An 18,140-nucleotide genomic window follows, 5' to 3' on the forward strand; every position below is an offset into this window, starting at 1 on the left:
CCGCGTTCCGGGTGAACGCCCGCGTTGCCACGGTGACGATCAGGTCACCGCGGCCGCCGCCCCGGGGGCACATCCCCCGCGTCCGGTACGTCAGACGGTCTCGACCTCGCGGACGTCGGGACGGCGGCGCATCGTCCGGACGGTGCGCGACGCGGCCTCGCGGGCGAGCCCGATGATCGGGCCGGTGTCCCACATGCGGCGTCCCGGCTCCTCGGCCGACGACTCGGTCCGCGGCGCCGGCACCTCGCCGGTCTCGCGCTGGGCCACCGCAGCGGCCAGCCGTGACTTGCGGCGGGCGAGTACCTGGTCCTTCTGCCGGTCGACCCGCTCCTTCTCCGCCAGGACGAGCAGCTCCTGCACCGCCTGCTCGACCTCCACCCGCGCCGACTGCTGCAGCTGCTCCACCTCGAGGTCGCCGTCGTCACGCAGCTCGGTGAGCCGGTCGTAGGTGCTGCGCGGCCCGAAGTTCAGCAGCATCTTCATGAGCACGGGCAGCAGCTCGATGCAGATGAACAGCAGCGCCAGCATGTAGTGCGCGATCGCCATGGTGGCGTTGGAGTCGCTGAGCGCGGACAGCGCCTGCAGCCGGATGAGGATGCCGGTGTTGTCGGCGTTCGTGGCGTCGAAGGCCTGCTGCAGCGCCGTCTGCTGCTCGGTCAGCCGCGCCAGCTCCGCGGTGTCGGTGTCCAGGTCCGCGGTCGCCTGGGCCATGCTGCGCGACGCACCCGCCGAGACGGCGGCCGTGGCGGCGTCCAGGTCCGCCTTGGCCGCGTCGACGACGTCGCGCTGCGCGTCGGCCGCCGCACGAGCCTGGGCGTAGGCCTCCCCCGTGCCGGCGTCCCCGGTGCCGCAGGTGCCGTCGAGCTCGCACTGCGCCTTCGCCGACAGCTCCCGCTGCGTGCTCAGCGCGGCGTCGTACGCCGCCTGGGCGGTGGCCACCTCGCCCTGCAGCGGCGCCAGGTCGGCGGCCGAGCTGCCCCCGCTGGCGACGACGGCCTGCTCGGTGGCGACCTTCTCGCGCAGCTCGGGCAGGCCGGCGAAGCGGGCGTCGGCGTCCAGGCTCTTCTTGTAGGCGTCGGCCGCCTCGGCCTGGAGCGAGACGATCTGGGTGTCGATCTCCTTGTGGAAGATCTGCAGCGTCAGCGGCGTGGAGATCACGATGCCGAGCACCAGCGCCAGCCCGACGCGGGGCACGGCCATGAGCAGGTTGCGCTTGAGCGAGGCGTCGTGCGCCATGCCGACCAGCAGCATCCGGTCGAGGTTGACGATGACGAAGCCCCAGCCGACACCGACGAGCAGCGCGAGGGGCCACCACACGCCCAGGGCCATGTGCACCGCGAACGCGGCGGAGAGCACCGCCAGCCCGCCGGTGGAGAGCAGCACGCCGCCCAGGGCGACGAACTTCGCCCGGGCACCCGGAACCGCTTCCAGCACGTCCGGCCGGGCGCCGGACAGCACCGCCAGCCCGTCGCCGAAGCGTCCACGTCGTCGCGCCATCGCGCTCTTCCCCCCTCGGGTGACGGGATCGAGGAGCTCCGCCACCCCGGAAGCTATCGGCGGACCCGGCGCCCGAGCGGACCGTCCGGGCACGTCCGGAGCGTGAGCCACGTCCCACCCGCCCCGTGCGCGGCCGACCCCCAGGTGGCCGATCGCCGGTCTCGCCGGGCCCGCCACCGCGAGGCAGGATGCTGACCGCGACCGGAGAGGGGCCCCGTGACCGCACCGCTGCACCTGCCCAGCGCCGGCCCGGCGCCGATCCCGGGCGACGTCGCGCTGGCCGCCGTCCTCGGTTACGCGTCCGCGCGGCGGCCGCTGCACTACCGCGCACCCAACGCGCGCACCGGCCGCTGGGCGCAGGTGCCGGCGTTCGGCTACGAGCGGTTCGACCGCCGGCCGGTGCCGGACGCCCCGCTCGGCGAGGCCGACATCCTGACCGCCGAGGGGCTGCACGGCCGCCTCGGCCGCGAGGACTGGACGGCGATGGCCGCCGCCCTGCCCGCCGTGCAGGCGCTGGCCGACGACGTCGTCGCCCGGGCCGCGGGGCGGGCGTTCTGGGAGCTGCCCGAGGAGGAGTTCTCCGTCCTCGCCGAGCCCGGCACCGTCGGGGCGCTGCTGCGGTCGGTCGGCGAGCTGTGCGACCGGCTCGGCGTGAGCCGGCCGCACGTCGCGGCAGCCCTGCACCACCGGCATCCGGAGCTGGTCCCGGTGCTGCACGACAGCACGCGCCGGTCGCTGCTGCCGCACGTCCGCGAGGGCGACAGCGGCGTGGAGGCGGTGGTCCACCGCGAGCTGCGGGACGCCGCCGACGCCTTCGCCGCGCTCGAGGCCGCCGTCCGCGCCGGCGGCGTGGAGCTCACCCGCCTGCGGCTGCACGACGTCCTGCTGTGGCTGTCCACCACGCTGCGCCTCGCGCACGCGGTGCAGGCCGGCTCGGAGGTCAGCGCGCCCGCCACGCCGGGTCGCGCCCGGTAGCGCCGAGCAGCCGGTCGAGCAGCGGCGCATCGGCCGGCACCGGGACGACGGGACCGTAGAGCCCGGCCCGCGCCTGCGGGTCGTCGCCGAACGACTCGGCGAACTCCAGGCAGCGGCCGACCGAGTCCTCGTCCGGCGCGAAGCCCTGCCCCGTGGCCACGGCGAGGTCCCACCCGTGCACCACGAGCTCGTCGAGGACGACGACCGCCAGGAGCGGCGCCGGCATCTCCACTCCCCCGGCCTCCGCCGTGCCCTCCCACGCGTCCGGCTCCCGCCAGGCGCCGACCAGCTCGTCCAGCTGCGCGGGCAGCCGGGTGCGCCAGTCCGCGGCCAGGTTCGCGGCATCAGCCTGCGGTCCGCCCTCGGGCACCGTCTTCTCCGCGGCCATCCGGAAGGCCAGGGTCAGCCCTCCCAGGTGGTCGAGCAGCCCGGCCACCGAGGTGGCCTCGCACGGCGTCGGGTCGCACAGCTGGGTGTCCCGCACCCCGGCCACGACCCGCCGGACCGCGTCGGCGGCGGGCGCGAGGTCGAACGTCGTCGTCTCCATGCCCTACCGACCGCCGGGACCGCCCGGAGTCATCGGTTCAGCGCGCCGGGAAGAGCGTGCCCAGTCCCTCCAGGGGCGCCGGGCGGGCGAACAGCCAGCCCTGCGCGTAGCGGCAGCCCATGGCGAGCAGGGCCGCCCGCTGCTCCTCGGTCTCCACGCCCTCGGCGGTGACCACCAGACCGGCGCTCTCGGCGAAGTCCACGAGCAGCCGCACCACGGCGCGGTCCCGGTCGTCGACGGTGATGCCCTGCACGTAGGAGCGGTCGATCTTCAGCCCGTCGGCGCGCACGTCCCGCAGGTGGCGCAACGACGTCCCGCCGGCACCGACGTCGTCGAAGGTGACCTTGAACCCGGCCTCGCGCAGCGCGGCCAGCGGCTCGACCGCGGCCGCGAGCTGGTCGACGAGCAGGTGCTCGGGCACCTCCACCCGCACGCACTCGGGCTCCAGGCCGGCCGCGGCGACCGCGGCCGCCAGGACGTCGAGCAGCCCGGGGGTGAGCAGGCGGTCGGTGCTCACGTTGACGTTGAGCGCCACCCGCGCGGTCTCCTCCCCGCCGGCCCGACGCCAGGCGGCGAACTGCTGGGCGGAGGTGCGGAGCACCCAGTCGTCGAGCTCGGTCAGCTGCCCGGCGCGGGCCGCGGCGGCCAGGAAGGCGTCCGGCGCAAGGAACCCCAGCCGGGGGTGCTGCCAGCGGACCAGGGCCTCGACGCTGCCCAGCCGGCCGTCGGCGAGCTGGACGATCGGCTGGAAGAGCAGCCGGAACTCCCCGCGCGCGAGGGCGTCGGCCACGGAGGTGCCCATCATCGGGTCGGCGTCGGCGGAGGTCGTCACCACGACCGGGCCGGTCACGTGGTCGCCCCCCTCGCGCTTGGCCGTGTACATGGCGAGGTCGGCGGCGCGCACCAACTCACCGGGGTCGATGCACCCGTCGCCGCAGATCGCGACGCCGGCGCTGATCCGCACCCGCTGCAGCACGCCGTCGGACCGGCCGATGGCGGCCACGGCGTCGTGCATCCGTGCGGCGACCGACCGGGCGACGTCGGCACCCGGGTCGCGGCCGACGGCGGGGTCGGCGTCGATGTCCAGGCACACGGCGAACTCGTCGCCACCGAGCCGCGCGACCAGGTCGCCGGGGCGGGCCGCCCCGGTCAGCACGGCGCTCACCTCCCGCAGGAGCGCGTCGCCGCGGTCGTGCCCGAGTTCGTCGTTCACCAGCTTGAAGCCGTCGAGGTCGAAGTAGACGACCGCCGTGCGGTGGTCCGGCTGCGTCGCGCTGCGCCGACACGACTCCCCGACGCGGCCGAAGAACGCGTGCCGGTTGGCCAGCCCGGTCAGCGGGTCGAGGAGCGCCTGGCCGGCCAGGGCCCGCGCGAGGGCGGAGAGGAGGACCGGCATGGGGATGACCCGCACCCCGTCCGCCCCCTGGACGAGGACGTGGTCCTGCACGTGATCGGGATCGCGGGTGATGGCCCGGCTGGACGCCTCCACGACGGTGGTCGACGGCGGGAGGGTGAGCGCGTCCCACTGGGCGATGTCGGCCAGCCGGCGGCGACCGTAGAGAGAGCGGCCGTACCCGTACGGCCCGCTCATCATCGCCTCGAAGCGGCTGCGCTCGACCAGGCCCACGAGGGTGTCCACCTCGGGATGGACGATCACGGCACAGCCCGCGTCGCGCGCCCGGCCGAAGGCCCGGTCCAGGTCCTCGCAGGTGCTGGTGCCGGGCAGCACGGGGGCGCTGTGCGCGAGGGCGTCGAGGGTGGGCGTCTCCCCCGGCTCGCCGACGGTCGGGTGCAGCACGCCGAGCCGGTCGTGGACCCCGGTCAGATCAGTGATCACGGGATGTCCGTCGGTTCCCGGGGAGCCGAGCCCGAGCATCCCCCCGCCGGCCCTCACCCGGGAGGGTGGTCCGCGCCGCTGACCTGCGCGTACGCCGTGACGAGGGTCACCGTGTTGCCGCTCCGGCCGGCGCCGGGCAGCGTGGCGACGCGTGAGCGACCCCTTCGATCTGCAGCGCTTCGTCGACGCCCAGCGCGACAGCTACGGCACCGCGCTCGCCGAGCTGCGCGCCGGCGCCAAGCGCAGCCACTGGATGTGGTTCGTCTTCCCGCAGATCGCCGGGCTCGGCCGCAGCGCCACCGCCCAGCACTTCGCGATCAGCGGGCTCGACGAGGCGCGCGCCTACCTGGCGCACCCGGTGCTCGGCCCCCGGCTGGTCGAGTGCACACGGGCGCTGGCCGACCTGGACAGCACCGACGCCGTCGCCGTCCTCGGCCCGGTCGACGCGCAGAAGCTGCGCTCGTCCATGACGCTGTTCGCGCACGCCGACCCCGGCCAGCCGCTGTTCCACGCCGTCCTCGACCGGTACTTCGCCGGCCGCGACGACGAGGCGACGACCAGCCGGCTCCCCGTCCCCGGCTCGTAGCCGGAACGTCCCGCCGCCGAGACGCCGCCGAAACCGGCTGCCGCCAGGGTCGGGCGCCATGACCACGTTCCCGGCGCCGGACCGTGCGGGCGTCCTCGACGTCCCTCCGGCAGTGCGCGCGCTCGGCCGGCTGGCCGCCGTCCTGGCCGTCGGCTCCGCCGCGGTCCACGCGATGCTCGTCGACGCCGCCGATCTCGGGTCGCTGGCCATGCTGGGGATGGCGCTGGTCTGCCTGCCCTGCGCCTGGCACCTGTGGCGCGACCCGTCCGGCACCGCGTGGGCGCTCACCGCGACCGTCGACGGCGGGATGCTGGTCCTGCACCTGCAGATGCTGGCGCCCCAGACCGGATCGCACGGAGCGCACTCCGCCGGCGGCCTCCTGTGGCTGGGCGCCGGCCTGGTCGGCGCCCAGCTCGCCACCGCGGCGCTCGCCGCTGCGGCCCTGCGCCGACGCTGAGCCCGGGGTCATCCCGCGTTCACACGAGGGGCGCGGCGTTCACGTCGCCGGAAGACAACCGCCCGGACAGGGGAAACACTGCAGACGCAGAGTGCTGGGCACGGCGGAATCCGCCGTCGACCCACCCTCTCTCCCAGCGTCAGGAGCCCCGTCCGCATGGCCGCCGACACCGCACTGCCCGAGCTGACCGCACCCTCCCCTCCCCCGGCCCGGCACCCGCTGGACCCGCTCAGCGCGACCGAGATCGAGCGGGCCGCGGCGATCGTCCGCACCAGCGCCTACGGCACCCCGACGCTGCGGTTCGTGATGATCTCGCTGGCCGAGCCCGCCAAGCCGGCGGACCTGGTCTTCGACCCGGCCGCCGCGCCACCGCGCTCGGCGTTCGTCGTGGCCTACGACCGCGCGCAGAAGCTCGTGTCCGAGGCCGTCGTCGACCTCGACGCCGGCGCGCTGGACTCCTGGACCGACGTCCCCGGCCGCTTCCCGTCCTTCGTCATGGACCAGCTGGCCGGGGTGGAGCGGGTCGTGATCCAGGACCCGCGCTGGCAGCAGGCGATGCGCGCGCGGGGCATCACCGACTTCGACCTCGTCATGGTCGACCCCTGGCCCACCGGTTACTACGGCCCGCAGGACCACCACGACGACGCCCCGCTGCTGTGCCGCCCGCTCACCTTCGTGCGCGCCGCCCCCGGCGAGCACGGCTACGCGCGCCCCGTCGAGGGCGTCATCGTCACCTTCGACCTCGACGCCATGGTGGTCGTCGACGTCGAGGACCACGGGGTCGTCCCACTGCCGCGGTACGCCGGGAACTACGAGGAGCGCTTCCTCTTCGCCGAGGACAACCGCCCGGCGTTCACCCGCTTCCGCGACGACGTGAAGCCGATCGAGATCACCCAGCCCGAGGGCCCCAGCTTCACCGTCGACGGCCACTCGGTGACCTGGCAGAAGTGGTCGCTGCGGGTGGGCTTCAACCCGCGCGAGGGCCTCGTCCTCCACCAGCTCGGCTACCTCGACCGGGGCGTGCAGCGGCCGGTGATGTATCGCGCGGCGCTGTCGGAGATGGTCGTGCCCTACGGCGACGTCGCCCCCACCCACTGGAACAAGAACGTCTTCGACATGGGCGAGATCGGCATGGGGCTGTCGGCCAACCCGCTGACCCTCGGCTGCGACTGCCTCGGCGAGATCTTCTACTTCGACGGCGTCGTGAACGACTCGCAGGGCAACGCCGTCACCATCCCCAACGCCGTCTGCATGCACGAGGAGGACTACGGCATCGCCTGGAAGCACACCGACTTCCGCACCGGCATCGCCGAGGTGCGCCGCTCGCGGCGGCTGGTCATCTCCTTCATCGCCACCGTGGGCAACTACGAGTACGGCTTCTTCTGGTACCTCTACACCGACGGCAGCATCGAGTACGAGGTGAAGCTGACCGGGGTGCTCACCACCGGCGCGATCGCCGAGGGCGAGCAGCCGCGCCACGGCAACCTGGTCGCGCCCGGGCTCTACGGCCCCCACCACCAGCACCACTTCAACGTCCGCATGGACATGTGCGTGGACGGGCCGGGGAACTCGGTCTACGAGGTCGACTCCGTGCCCGAGCCCGACCCGGCGCGCAACCCGCACCGCAATGCGTGGATCACCCGCGAGACGCTGGTGCGCTCCGAGGCCGAGGGCGCCCGCGACTGGGAGTTCTCCACCGCCCGGTACTGGAAGGTGGTCAACCCGGCGAAGGTCAACGAGCTGGGCAGCCCCGTCGGCTACAAGCTCATGCCGCGCGACGTCGTCCCCTCGATGCTGCAGGAGGGCTCGACCATCTACGACCGGGCCCGTTTCGTGCAGCACAACCTGTGGGTGACGCGGTACGACCCCGCCGAGCTCTACGCCGCCGGCGCCTACCCGTACCAGTCACCCGATGCGCAGGGTCTGCCCGAGTACATCGCCGACGACGCGCCGCTCGAGGACACCGACGTCGTCCTCTGGTACACCGTCGGCGCCCACCACGTGGTCCGGCCCGAGGACTGGCCGGTCATGCCGTGCGCCTACATCGGCTTCATGCTCAAGCCGGTCGGCTTCTTCGACGGGAACCCGGCGCTGGACCTGCCGCCGAGCGCGGCCCGGTGCCACTGCGCCCCCGGGACGTGCGGCTGCGCCGGGCACGACCACGGGAGTCCGGCAGGGGCGCACGCCGGCTGAGCCGACGCGATCCGGCGCCGTCCCCGCGGGGACGGCGCCGGAGAGCCTGCCTCAGCCGACCGGCGCGATCCGGCCGACGGCGTCGGAGACCTGCTCGTAGGCCCGGCCGGCCCGCAGCACCGTCGCCTCGTCGAAGGGCCGGCCGGTCAGCTGCATGCCCAGCGGCAGGCCCGCCGCGTCGAACCCGACCGGGACCGACAGGACCGGCTGGCCGGTGAGGTTGGCCGGCGAGGTGAGCCGGATCAGCGCCGAGGAGATCGCCTCGGTGGCGCCGTCGGACCAGGTCACCTCGGTGGCGCCGACCTCCGGGGCGGAGAACGGCATCCCCGGGGTGACCATCAGGTCGACGTCGTCGAACACCTCCGCCCACGCCTGCTGCATGAGCGTGCGGATGCGCAGCGCCTTGATGTAGTCCGTCGCCAGCACCAGCTCCCCCACCTCGAGGGAGATGCGGGTGTCCTCCAGGTACAGCTCGGGGTGCGCCCGCAGGTCGCGCTGGTGGTACGCGCTGGCCTCGGCGTACACGATCGCCCACTCCACCGGCAGCACCTGCTCGGGGTAGGGCGTGCGCACCTCGCGCAGGTCGGCGCCCAGGCCGGCCAGCACGTCGATGGCCGCCCGGACCGCCCGCTCGACGTCCTCGTGCACGTGCTCGAAGAAGAAGTCGCCGGGCACCCCGATCCGCAGCCCGGCGATGCCGTCGTCGAGCCCGGCCGTGTAGTCCGGGACCGGGACGTCGACGCTGGCCGGGTCCCGCCGGTCGTAGCCGGCGATCGCGTTCAGCACGTGCGCGCAGTCGGTCACGTTGCGGGTCAGCGGCCCGACGTGGTCCAGCGACCAGGCCAGGGACGCCACACCTCGCCGCGACGCCCGCCCGTAGGTCGGCTTCAGCCCGACCGTGCCGCACAGCGTGGCCGGGATCCGGATGGAGCCCGCGGTGTCGCTGCCCATCCCGACCATGCAGCCGCCCGCGGCCACCGCCGCACCCGAGCCGCCACTGGACCCGCCGGGGATCCGGCCGGTGTCCCAGGGGTTGCGGGTGGTCGGGGTGATGCCGCCGTAGGCGAACTCGTGGGTGTGCGTCTTGCCGACCAGCACCATGCCGGCCCCCAGCAGCTGCTCGACCGAGGCCGAATCGGTGTCGGGGACGTTGCCGGCGCGCACCTTCGAGCTCGACGTCGTCGGCACCCCGGCGGTGTCGTAGAGGTCCTTCACGCCCAGCGGGATGCCGTGCAGCGGGCCGAGGTACCGCCCGGAGGCGATCTCCTGCTCCGCGTGCTCGGCGGACTTGCGGGCCAGCTCGGGGGTGACGTGGGCGAAGGCGCCCAGCTGCGCCTCGGTGGCGTCGATCCGGGCCAGCACCGAGTCGGTGAGCTCCACCGGGGAGAGCCGGCGGGCGGCGATCTCGGTGGCGGCGGCGGACAGCGACAGCTCGAACGGTTCCATGCTCTGCGGCTCCTCGGAGGAGGCCCCCGCCTCGGACGGCGGGGGCGGTTCGGGGGTGGCGGGTCCGGCCGCCGGGCTCAGCGGCCGGGGACGTCGGCGACGAGCGCCTGGGCCGCCCGGCGGGAGGCGAGCTGGTGCTCCTCGTGCTCGCGCAGGCCGTACACGTCGGCCATCAGCTCCCGGTACGGGTCCGCCATGGGCTGCTGGCCGGCGAGCGTGGCGATGGTGATCGCCCCGCAGATCGCGACGTAGTGGATGGAGTAGCCGCCCTCCTGGACCATGACCAGGCGGCCGTCGCACAGCTCGGCGGCCGCCGCCATCACCCGCTCGGTCATCGCGGCGAAGCCGGCGGCCGACACCATCGTGTGGGCCAGCGGGTCGAAGTAGCTGGGGTCGAAGCCGCAGGCGATGACGATCAGATCGGGCTGGAAGGCGCGCAGCGCCGGGACGACGACCTGGTCCATGGCGTCGAGGTAGCCCGCGTCGCCGGTGCCCGGCGGGCGCGGCACGTTGAGGTTCGTGTGCAGCCCGGCACCGCCGCCCCGCTCGTCCACGGTGCCGCCCTTCGGCGGGTACAGCCGGTCCTGGTGGATCGAGACGGTGAGCACCCGCGGGTCCTCCCAGAACACCGCCTGGGTGCCGTTGCCGTGGTGGACGTCCCAGTCGACGACGGCGATGCGCGCCACGCCCAGCACCTCCTGGGCGTGCCGGACGGCGACGGCGACGTTGTTGAAGACGCAGAAGCCCATGCCGGTCTCGGGCACCGCGTGGTGGCCGCAGGGGTTGACCAGGGCGAACCCGTTGTCCACTGCCCCGCCGACGACGGCGTCGACCATCGCGAGGGCGCCGCCGGCGGCGAGCGCGGCGATCTCGTACCCGCCCCTGCCGAAGGGCGAGACGCCGTCGCCCGCGTCGCCGCCCTTGGGCAGCGCGCTCTCGGCGACGATCCGGTCGTGGTGCTCCGGCGTGTGCACCCGCAGCAGCTCCTCGCGGGTGGCCGGACGGGCCGGGACGCGGTGCAGCCGGTCGAGCAGGCCGGTGACCTCCACCAGCTCGTGCATGCGGCGCTTGTTGTCCGCGTGCGCGAAGTGGTGGCCGACCGGTTGCAGCCCGACGGCGGGATCGGCCGGCATCAGCGACCCGCTCCCGGTGTCGTTCCAGCCGTACAGGGGGTGCCAGAGGTAGCCGGTCGTCACAGCCGAGGACCCTGCCGAGCCGAGGTTCCAGCGCGATGACGAACCGATCAAATCTCCGGGCCGACGCCCGGGAGCCGCGCACCGAGCCTGAACCGGACCGTCATCCGGAGGCAACGTGCCGGTGCCACCGTCTCGCGGGAGACCCGTCCCCCACACCTCCGGGAGCCCGCACCCCATGCCCAGCCACGAACTGACCATCGACCTGACCCGCGACTTCCTCGCCGGCGGGCAGGGCCACAACCGGTGGCATCCCGACATCGCCCCGGCCCTGACCGTCGCCGACGGGGACACGGTGGTGATGCAGGCGCGCGACGGCATGGACGGCCAGCTCGGGCCCGGGCTGGGCACCTCCCCGGACGCGTCGATCGGGCTGGACGCCGTCCACCCGCTGACCGGTCCGGTGCACGTCGAGGGCGCGCAGCCCGGCGACCTGCTCGAGGTGGAGATCCTCGACGTCGAGGCGGACTCCTACGGGTTCACCTTCCAGGCACCGGGGTTCGGCCTGCTCCGGGACGACTTCCCTGACGCCTTCAAGGTCGAGTGGGAACTCGCCGGCGGGTTCGCCACCTCCCCCGACCTCCCCGGTGTGCGCATCCCCGGCGCGCCGTTCATGGGGGTCATGGGCGTGGCACCGGACGCCGCCCTGCTCGCCGCGATCACCGCCCGCGAGGCGGCGGACGCCGCGGGCGGTGGCATGGTCATGCAGCCCGAGCCGGCCTGCGCCGTTCCGCCCACCGACGAGATCGCGCGCACCGGGCTGCGCACCATCGCCCCGCACGAGACCGGCGGCAACATCGACATCAAGCAGTTGACCGCCGGTGCCCGCCTCTACCTCCCGGTGTACGTGCCCGGCGCCCTGTTCTCCGCGGGCGACGGCCACTTCGCGCAGGGCGACGGCGAGAGCTGCGGCACCGCGATCGAGATGCGGGCGACCCTGTCGGCGCGGTTCACGCTGCATCCCGGACGCGCGCGGGACCGGGGCATCCGTGGCGTGCACTTCGCCCGCGACGGCGCCGGCCCGGCGCCGGCCGCACCCGAGCGGTTCTACGCGACCACCGGCATCGCGGTCGACCGCGAGGGGCGCAGCCGGTCGGAAGACCTCACCGTCGCAGCCCGCGACGCGGTGCGCACCATGATCGACCACCTCTGCGCCGAGTACGGCTACTCGGCGCAGCAGGCCTACGCGCTGTGCAGCGTGGCCGTGGACCTGCGGATCAGCCAGGTCGTCGACGCACCCAACGTGCTGGTCTCGGCGTTCCTGCCGCTGGACGTCTTCAGCTGAGCCGGCCGGGGTCCGTCCGGCAGCACACCCCGGACGACGTCACCGAGACGGAACCGGACGGACCCTGCCCCGAAACGCCGCCCCGGCATCGTGCTCGCCGGTGATGGCGTCACCGACCCCCCGCCCCCCGACGGAAGGCATCCGCATGCGCACGGCCGGCACGAGGTCCTCATGAAGCTGCTCCCCGAGGAGGAGGAGCGGCTGCAGCTGTTCCTCGCCGCCGAGCTCGCCCGCCGCCGGCGCGGCCGGGGCCTGCGGCTCAACCACCCCGAGGCGGTCGCGCTGATCTGCGACGAGGTCATGGAGGCCGCCCGGGACGGGCGCAGCTACGCCGAGGCCCTCGAGGTCGGCAGCACCGTGCTGGGTCCGGACGACGTGCTCGACGGCGTCCCCGAGCTGCTCGACCGCGTCCAGGTGGAGGCGCTGTTCGACGAGGGCACCGTGATGGTCACGCTGTACTTCCCGCTCGGCGGGGGCGGTTCCCGGGTGGAGGGCCCGACCGCCGACGTCGAGATCAACCCGGGCCGCGAGCGGGTCACCGTCGAGGTGACCAACACCCTCGACCGCGCCGTGCAGGTGACCTCGCACTACCACTTCTTCGAGGCCAACCGCGGGCTGCGGTTCGACCGCGCGGCCGCCTTCGGCATGCGCCTGGACGTGGCCGCCGGGACGGCGGTGCGGTTCGAGCCGGGCGACCGGCGGCCGGTCGACCTGGTGCCGCTGGCCGGCAACCGGGTCGTCCGCGGCATCTCCGGCCTGGTCGAGGGACCCCTGGACGACGAGGACGTCCGCCGCCGCGCGCTGGCCGCGGCCGAGCGCGCCGGCTACCTGGGGGTGGGCTCGTGACCGCCGTGCCCCGCGACGTCCACCGGCTGCTCTACGGCCCCGGCGAGGGGGACCTCGTCCCGCTGGCCGACACCGGCCTGCGGCTCCGGGTCGAGCGCAGCGTGATCGAGCCCGGCGAGGAGTCGCTCGTCGGCGCCGGCCGCAACCTCCGCGACGGCCTCGGCGTCCGCGTCGGGGCGGTGCGCGACAGCGCCCTGGACATGGTCGTGACCGGGGCGGTCATCGTCGATCCGCTCCTCGGGATCATCAAGGCCGACATCGGCATCAAGGACGACCGGATCGTCGGCATCGGCCAGGCCGGCAACCCCGACATCTCCTCGGGCGTGGACCTGGTCGTCGACGCCCAGACCCAGATCGTCGGCGGCTGGGGCCTGATCGCCACGGCCGGCTCGATCGACACCCACGTGCACCTGATCAACGCGGCGCAGGCCGAGACGTTCTGCCGCAACGGCTACACGACGGTCATCGGCGCCACCCCGGGCCCGTCGTTCGACGTGGGCGTGGGCAGCAGCCGGATCTACGACTCGCTCGTCGAGGGCGTCGGGGCGTGGCCGCTCAACATCGCCATGATCGGCCGCGCCGCCAGCTCGCGGGACGACCTGGAGGCCCACCTCGAGGTCGGCGTCTCCGGGTTCAAGATCCACGAGGACTTCGGCGCGTTCCCCGCGGTCATCGACGCCTCGCTGTCGGTCTCCGACGACCACGACGTGCAGACGATCATCCACACCGACACGATCAACGAGTCGGTCACGCTCGCCGAGACCATGTCGGCGATCGACGGCCGGACCATCCACGCCTACCACGTCGAGGGCACCGGCGGCGGGCACGCACCGGACATCCTGGAGATCTGCGGCTACCCGAACGTGCTGCCCAGCTCGACCAACCCGACGAACCCCTACACCGAGGCGGCGCTCGCCGAGCACCTGGACATGATCATGGGTGCGCACCTGCAGCACCGCTCGATCCACACCGACCTGGCGTTCGCGCAGTCCCGCATCCGGCCCACGACGATGGCCGCCGAGGACGTCCTGCACGACGTCGGCGCCATCTCGATGATGGGCTCGGACTCCAACGGCATGGGCCGCGCGGCCGAGTCGGCCCGGCGCACCTGGCAGCTGGCGGCGAAGATGCGCGAGCTCGGTGGGGAACGGACCGAGGACGACAACGAGCGCATCCTGCGGTACCTGGAGAAGTACACCTGGTGCCCGGCGGTCGCCCACGGCATCAGCGACTCCGTGGGCACCCTGGCCCCCGGCCGGCTGGCCGACATCGTGCTGTGGGACCCGCGATTCTTCGGGGTCAAGCCCACCACGGTCGTGAAGTCCGGCGTCATCAGCTACGCCGCCTCGGGCACGGGCAACGGCTCGGTGATGATGACCGAGCCCATCCGGATCCGGCCCCAGTGGGGCGCGTCCGGGACGACGTCGGCTCGGCTGGCCCGGGTGTTCACCAGCGCCACCGGCCTGGCCGCGGCAGAGCGGCGCGGGGCGCCCTACCTGTCCCGGCTGCTGCCGGTCCGCGACACCCGCCGGCTGACGAAGGCGGACATGTCCCGCAACGCCGCCACCCCCGACGTGCAGGTGGACCCCGACTCGTTCGTCGTCACGGTGGACGGCGTGGAGGCGGTGGTGCCGCCCTCGACGTCGGTGCCGCTCAGCCGCCGGTACCTGCTGATCTGAGCAGCCGGTGACCGACCTGCCCTTCGCCCTGCTGCAGCTCACCGACTCCGCCTGCCCCACCGGGGGGTTCGCCCACTCCCACGGGGTGGAGGAGCTGGTGCGCAGCGGCGGGGTGACCGACGCGGACAGCCTGCTGGCGGCGCTGACCACCTACGTGGCGGAGTCGCTGCCGGGGCGCGAGCTGGCCTTCACGGGGCTGGCCTGGGATGCCGCAGCGGCCGGCGACCTCCCGGCCGTCCGGGCGCTGGTGGACGAGCGCGTGGCCACCCGGCTCACCCGGGCGACCCGCGAGGCGGAGGGCCTGCGCGGGCTGGCCCTGCGGCGCGTGGTCGCGGCCCTCCATCCCGGCAGCCCGTTGCTCGACGCCGCCGCCGGCAGCGCGGGCGTCCTCTTCGGCGTCGCCGGGGCCCTCCTGGGCGCCGACCGCCGCAGCACCGTCCGGGCCGCCGCCTTCACCCAGGTCTCGGCGATGGCCCAGGCCGCCGTCCGGCTCGGCCGCGTGGGGCCGACCGGAGCACAGCACGTCCTCGGCCGACTGGCCGGCCCGCTCGACCGAGCGGTTGCAGACAGCGAGGAGAGAACGCATGGGGATTGGCACGGCTTCGCACCATCATGGGAGCTCGCACAGTCACGGCACGAGCACCGGTCATCCGGGATGTTCATCACCTGAGGCCGAGCCGCCCGCCCGGCCGCTGCGCATCGGCATCGCCGGGCCCATCGGGTCGGGCAAGACCACGCTGATGATCGAGCTGGTGCGCCGGCTGGGCGCCGAGGGCATCGCGTGCGGGGTGGTGACCAACGACGTCTACACGACCGTCGACGCCGACATCGTCACCCGCTCCGGGGTGCTGCCCACCGAGCGGATCGTCGGGGTCGCCACCGGCGGCTGCCCGCACGCCGCCATCCGGGACGACGTGTCGGTCAACGACGCCGCCGTCCTCGGGCTGGTGGGCCGCCAGCCCGACCTGGACGTCGTCTTCATCGAGTCCGGCGGCGACAACCTGACGGCCACCTTCTCCCGCGAGCTGGTGCACCGGTGGATCTGCGTCATCGACGTCGGCGCCGGGGACAAGATCCCCAGCAAGGGCGGTCCCGGGATCACCGAGTCCGACCTGGTGGTGGTCAACAAGAGCGACATCGCCGACCAGGTCGGGGCCTCGGTGGCGATCTTCCGGCGCGACCTGGACACCGCCCGCGGGGAGCTGCCCTACGCGGTCACCTCCACCCGGGACGACGCCTCGATGGCCTCGGTGGCCTCCCTCGTCGGCGCCTGGGCGACGGTCGGGTGACCGGAGCGACCGCCCTGGCCCGGGACGCGCCGTCCCGGGCCGGCAGCACCCGGCCGACCGGGCGGCCGGCGGTGCGCGCACGGCTGGACTGCACGGTCGCCCGCGACGGCGACGGGCGGATGCGGGTGCACGGGACCTCGTCGGGGCCGGTGCACCCGGTGCACCACCCCGCCTCCCGCGGCCCCGACGTCCTCGTGCTCACCACGGACACCGCCGGGCTGGCCGCGGGCGACGCACTGCACCTGCGGGTCGCCCTGGCCGCGGGCGCCGACGTCGTCGTCACCGACCCGGGCCCGACCCAGCTGCTGCCCGGGGACGGTGGCAGCACCGGCCGGCAGACCACCGTGCTCGAGGTCGCCGCCGGCGCGCGGCTGGTGCTGCTGCCGCACGCCCTGGTGCCGCTGCGGCGGTCCCGCTCGCAGGTCGACACCGTGGTCCGGCTCGAACCCGGCGCGCGGGCCGTGGTGGGCGGCGTGATCGCGCCCGGACGGGTCTCGGCCGGCGAGGTGTGGGTCCCCGACCGGCTGGACTGCACCACCGACCTGTACCTGGCGGATCGGCTGGTCGTCCGCGACGCCCAGCGGGTCGAGGTCTCACCCGCGCCCCGGGAGGAAGGGCACCTGGTGAGCGCGCTGGTCTCCGGCCCGCCCGACGCCGGCCTGCTGCCGCGGGTGCGGGCGGCCGCCGGATCGTGCGCGGGGGTCTCGGAGCTCGAGGACGGGCTGTTGGCCGTGCGGGCGATCGTCGACACGCAGCACGCGGCCGGGGCGCTGCTCCGCGCGGTCGCCGAGGCGGTCCGTCCCGACCTCGCCGGGTGGGGCTGGAGCCGGATCGGGCGCTGAACCGCGACGCGCGACCGCCCGGCCCGTCGTGCGGACGGGCCGGGCGGTCGGGTGCCGTGCGGCGGCTCAGAGCGGGGCGAGCCGCCCGACCCAGTCGGTGGCGGCCTCGACCGCGGCACCGACGCCGAGCACCGTGCTCTCCGCGAACGGCCGGCCGACGAGCTGCAGCCCCACCGGCATCCCGTTCACCGGCCCGCAGGGCACCGACAGCGCCGGCAGTCCGGTGATGTTGGCCGGTGTGGAGAGCCGCACCAGGCAGTCGGTGGGCCGCTCGGTGAAGCCGTCGGCCCAGGTGACCAGCTCCTGGTCCGCCGGCGGCGCCACCACCGGCACGGCGGGAGCCGCCAGCACGTCGATCCGGTCGAACATCTCCCGCCAGGCCTGCTGCATGAGCGAGCGGACCCGCGTGGCGTTGATGTAGTCGGTGGCCAGCACCAGCTCGCCGGCCTCGAGCGCGACGCGGACCTCCTCGGTGTAGAGCTCGGGCGACTCCCGCAGCATCCGCTGGTGGTACGAGGCGGCCTCCGGGCCGAGCATCCCCCACGAGACGGCCCGGATCTGCTCGGCGTAGGGGATGGTGACCTCCACCAGCGTGGCGCCGAGCCGCTCGAGCAGGCCGATGGCGTCGCGGACCGACGCCTCGACCTCGGGCTGGACGTGGTCGAAGTAGAAGTTCGACGGCACCCCCACGCGCAGCCCCTGCACACCCCGGTCCCGCGCCGCCATCAGCTCGGCGGCGTAGTCGGGCACCGGGACGTCGACCGTCGCGGGGTCGGCGCGGTCGTAGCCGGCGGTCGCCGACAGCACGTGCGCGCAGTCGACGACGTCGCGGGTCAGCGGGCCCACGTGGTCCAGCGACCACGACAGCGACGCCACCCCGCGCCGGGAGATGCGGCCGTAGGTGGGCTTGAGCCCGACCGTGCCGCACACCGCGGCGGGGATCCGGATCGAACCGCCGGTGTCGCTGCCCAGGCCGACCAGGCACTCCCCCGCGGCGACGGCGGCGCCCGAGCCGCCGCTGGACCCGCCGGGCACCCGCGAGAGGTCCCAGGGGTTGCGCGTCGTCGGGGTGGTCGCCCCGTAGGCGAACTCGTGGGTGTGCGTCTTGCCGATCATGACCATGCCGGCGGACAGCAGCCGGGAGACCATCTCGGCGTCGGTGTCCGGCACGAAGCTGGCCCGCACCTGGGAGCTGGAGGTCGTCGGGACGCCGGCGGTCTCGTAGAGGTCCTTCACGCCCAGCGGCAGACCGTGCAGCGGCCCGAGGTGGCTGCCCTCGACGATCTGCTGCTCGGCCTCGGCCGCGGCCTTGCGCGCGAGGTCGGGGGTCACGCAGGCGAAGGCGTTGATCCGCTCCTCGACCGCGTCGACGCGCTCGAGGACGGAGTCGGTGAGCTCGACCGGGGACAGCTCGCGGCTGAGGATCGCGGCGGCCGCCTGCGACAGGGACAGCTGATAGGGCTGCACG

The 18,140-nt window shown here is 74.5% G+C and carries 16 protein-coding genes; 10 read left to right on the plus strand and 6 right to left on the minus strand.

Annotation, left to right across the window (positions count from 1 at the left end; translation table 11 throughout):
- Positions 1–90 precede the first annotated feature (90 nt).
- Entirely contained in the window at positions 91–1,497 is a 1,407-nt protein-coding gene (locus ACI793_RS08760; protein ID WP_456605988.1) for a DUF4407 domain-containing protein, read from the minus strand.
- A gap of 216 nt (positions 1,498–1,713) precedes the next feature.
- Between ACI793_RS08760 and ACI793_RS08765 the strand changes: the two genes are divergently transcribed.
- A complete protein-coding gene (locus ACI793_RS08765; RefSeq protein ID WP_456605989.1) occupies positions 1,714–2,472 on the plus strand; it encodes a hypothetical protein in 759 nt (252 codons plus the stop codon).
- On the opposite strand, the gene ACI793_RS08770 is transcribed toward ACI793_RS08765, so the two are convergent.
- Both ACI793_RS08770 and ACI793_RS08775 read right to left on the minus strand, forming a co-directional pair.
- Positions 2,438–3,019: a TIGR03086 family metal-binding protein gene (locus ACI793_RS08770; protein ID WP_456605990.1), complete on the minus strand. Its 582-nt coding sequence runs from the start codon at positions 3,017–3,019 to the stop codon at positions 2,438–2,440. The genes ACI793_RS08765 and ACI793_RS08770 overlap by 35 nt on opposite strands.
- A 37-nt stretch (positions 3,020–3,056) precedes the next feature.
- Positions 3,057–4,856, minus strand: coding sequence for an EAL domain-containing protein (locus ACI793_RS08775; RefSeq protein WP_456605991.1), 1,800 nt, complete (start codon positions 4,854–4,856; stop codon positions 3,057–3,059).
- A gap of 151 nt (positions 4,857–5,007) precedes the next feature.
- Between ACI793_RS08775 and ACI793_RS08780 the strand changes: the two genes are divergently transcribed.
- From ACI793_RS08780 to ACI793_RS08790, 3 genes are all read left to right on the plus strand, one after another.
- Entirely contained in the window at positions 5,008–5,442 is a 435-nt protein-coding gene (locus ACI793_RS08780) for a DUF1810 domain-containing protein (RefSeq protein ID WP_456605992.1), read from the plus strand.
- A gap of 58 nt (positions 5,443–5,500) precedes the next feature.
- Entirely contained in the window at positions 5,501–5,899 is a 399-nt protein-coding gene (locus ACI793_RS08785) for a hypothetical protein (RefSeq protein ID WP_456605993.1), read from the plus strand.
- Between the two features lie 156 nt (positions 5,900–6,055).
- Complete coding sequence (locus ACI793_RS08790) at positions 6,056–8,092, plus strand: primary-amine oxidase (RefSeq protein WP_456605994.1); 2,037 nt, start codon at positions 6,056–6,058, stop codon at positions 8,090–8,092.
- A 51-nt stretch (positions 8,093–8,143) separates the two neighbouring features.
- Here the strand turns inward: ACI793_RS08790 and ACI793_RS08795 are convergent, their stop codons facing one another.
- A complete protein-coding gene (locus ACI793_RS08795; protein ID WP_456605995.1) occupies positions 8,144–9,538 on the minus strand; it encodes an amidase in 1,395 nt (464 codons plus the stop codon).
- A 77-nt stretch (positions 9,539–9,615) separates the two neighbouring features.
- A complete protein-coding gene (locus tag ACI793_RS08800) occupies positions 9,616–10,734 on the minus strand; it encodes a class II histone deacetylase (RefSeq protein ID WP_456605996.1) in 1,119 nt (372 codons plus the stop codon).
- A 175-nt stretch (positions 10,735–10,909) separates the two neighbouring features.
- Here ACI793_RS08800 and ACI793_RS08805 point away from each other — a divergent pair, with 175 nt between their 5' ends.
- The 6 genes from ACI793_RS08805 (at position 10,910) to ACI793_RS08830 (ending at position 16,672) form a co-directional block, all read left to right on the plus strand.
- The gene (locus tag ACI793_RS08805; RefSeq protein ID WP_456605997.1) at positions 10,910–12,016 is read left to right on the plus strand and encodes an acetamidase/formamidase family protein; all 1,107 of its coding nucleotides are present in this window, start codon (positions 10,910–10,912) and stop codon (positions 12,014–12,016) included.
- A gap of 171 nt (positions 12,017–12,187) precedes the next feature.
- A complete protein-coding gene (locus ACI793_RS08810; protein ID WP_456605998.1) occupies positions 12,188–12,862 on the plus strand; it encodes an urease subunit beta in 675 nt (224 codons plus the stop codon).
- A complete protein-coding gene (locus tag ACI793_RS08815) occupies positions 12,859–14,541 on the plus strand; it encodes an urease subunit alpha (RefSeq protein ID WP_456605999.1) in 1,683 nt (560 codons plus the stop codon). The genes ACI793_RS08810 and ACI793_RS08815 overlap by 4 nt, the downstream gene beginning before the upstream one ends.
- 7 nt (positions 14,542–14,548) lie before the next feature.
- Entirely contained in the window at positions 14,549–15,211 is a 663-nt protein-coding gene (locus ACI793_RS08820) for an urease accessory protein UreF (RefSeq protein WP_456606000.1), read from the plus strand.
- On the plus strand, positions 15,126–15,830 hold the full coding sequence (gene ureG, locus ACI793_RS08825; protein ID WP_456606001.1) for an urease accessory protein UreG: 705 nt from the start codon (positions 15,126–15,128) through the stop codon (positions 15,828–15,830). The genes ACI793_RS08820 and ureG overlap by 86 nt, the downstream gene beginning before the upstream one ends.
- Complete coding sequence (locus ACI793_RS08830; protein WP_456606002.1) at positions 15,827–16,672, plus strand: urease accessory protein UreD; 846 nt, start codon at positions 15,827–15,829, stop codon at positions 16,670–16,672. Before ureG ends, ACI793_RS08830 begins: the two co-directional genes overlap by 4 nt.
- A gap of 66 nt (positions 16,673–16,738) precedes the next feature.
- Here the strand turns inward: ACI793_RS08830 and ACI793_RS08835 are convergent, their stop codons facing one another.
- Positions 16,739–18,139: an amidase gene (locus tag ACI793_RS08835; RefSeq protein ID WP_456606003.1), complete on the minus strand. Its 1,401-nt coding sequence runs from the start codon at positions 18,137–18,139 to the stop codon at positions 16,739–16,741.
- Between the last annotated feature and the right edge of the window lies 1 nt (position 18,140).

It is taken from the genome of Blastococcus sp. SYSU DS0617 (genome assembly GCF_054051075.1).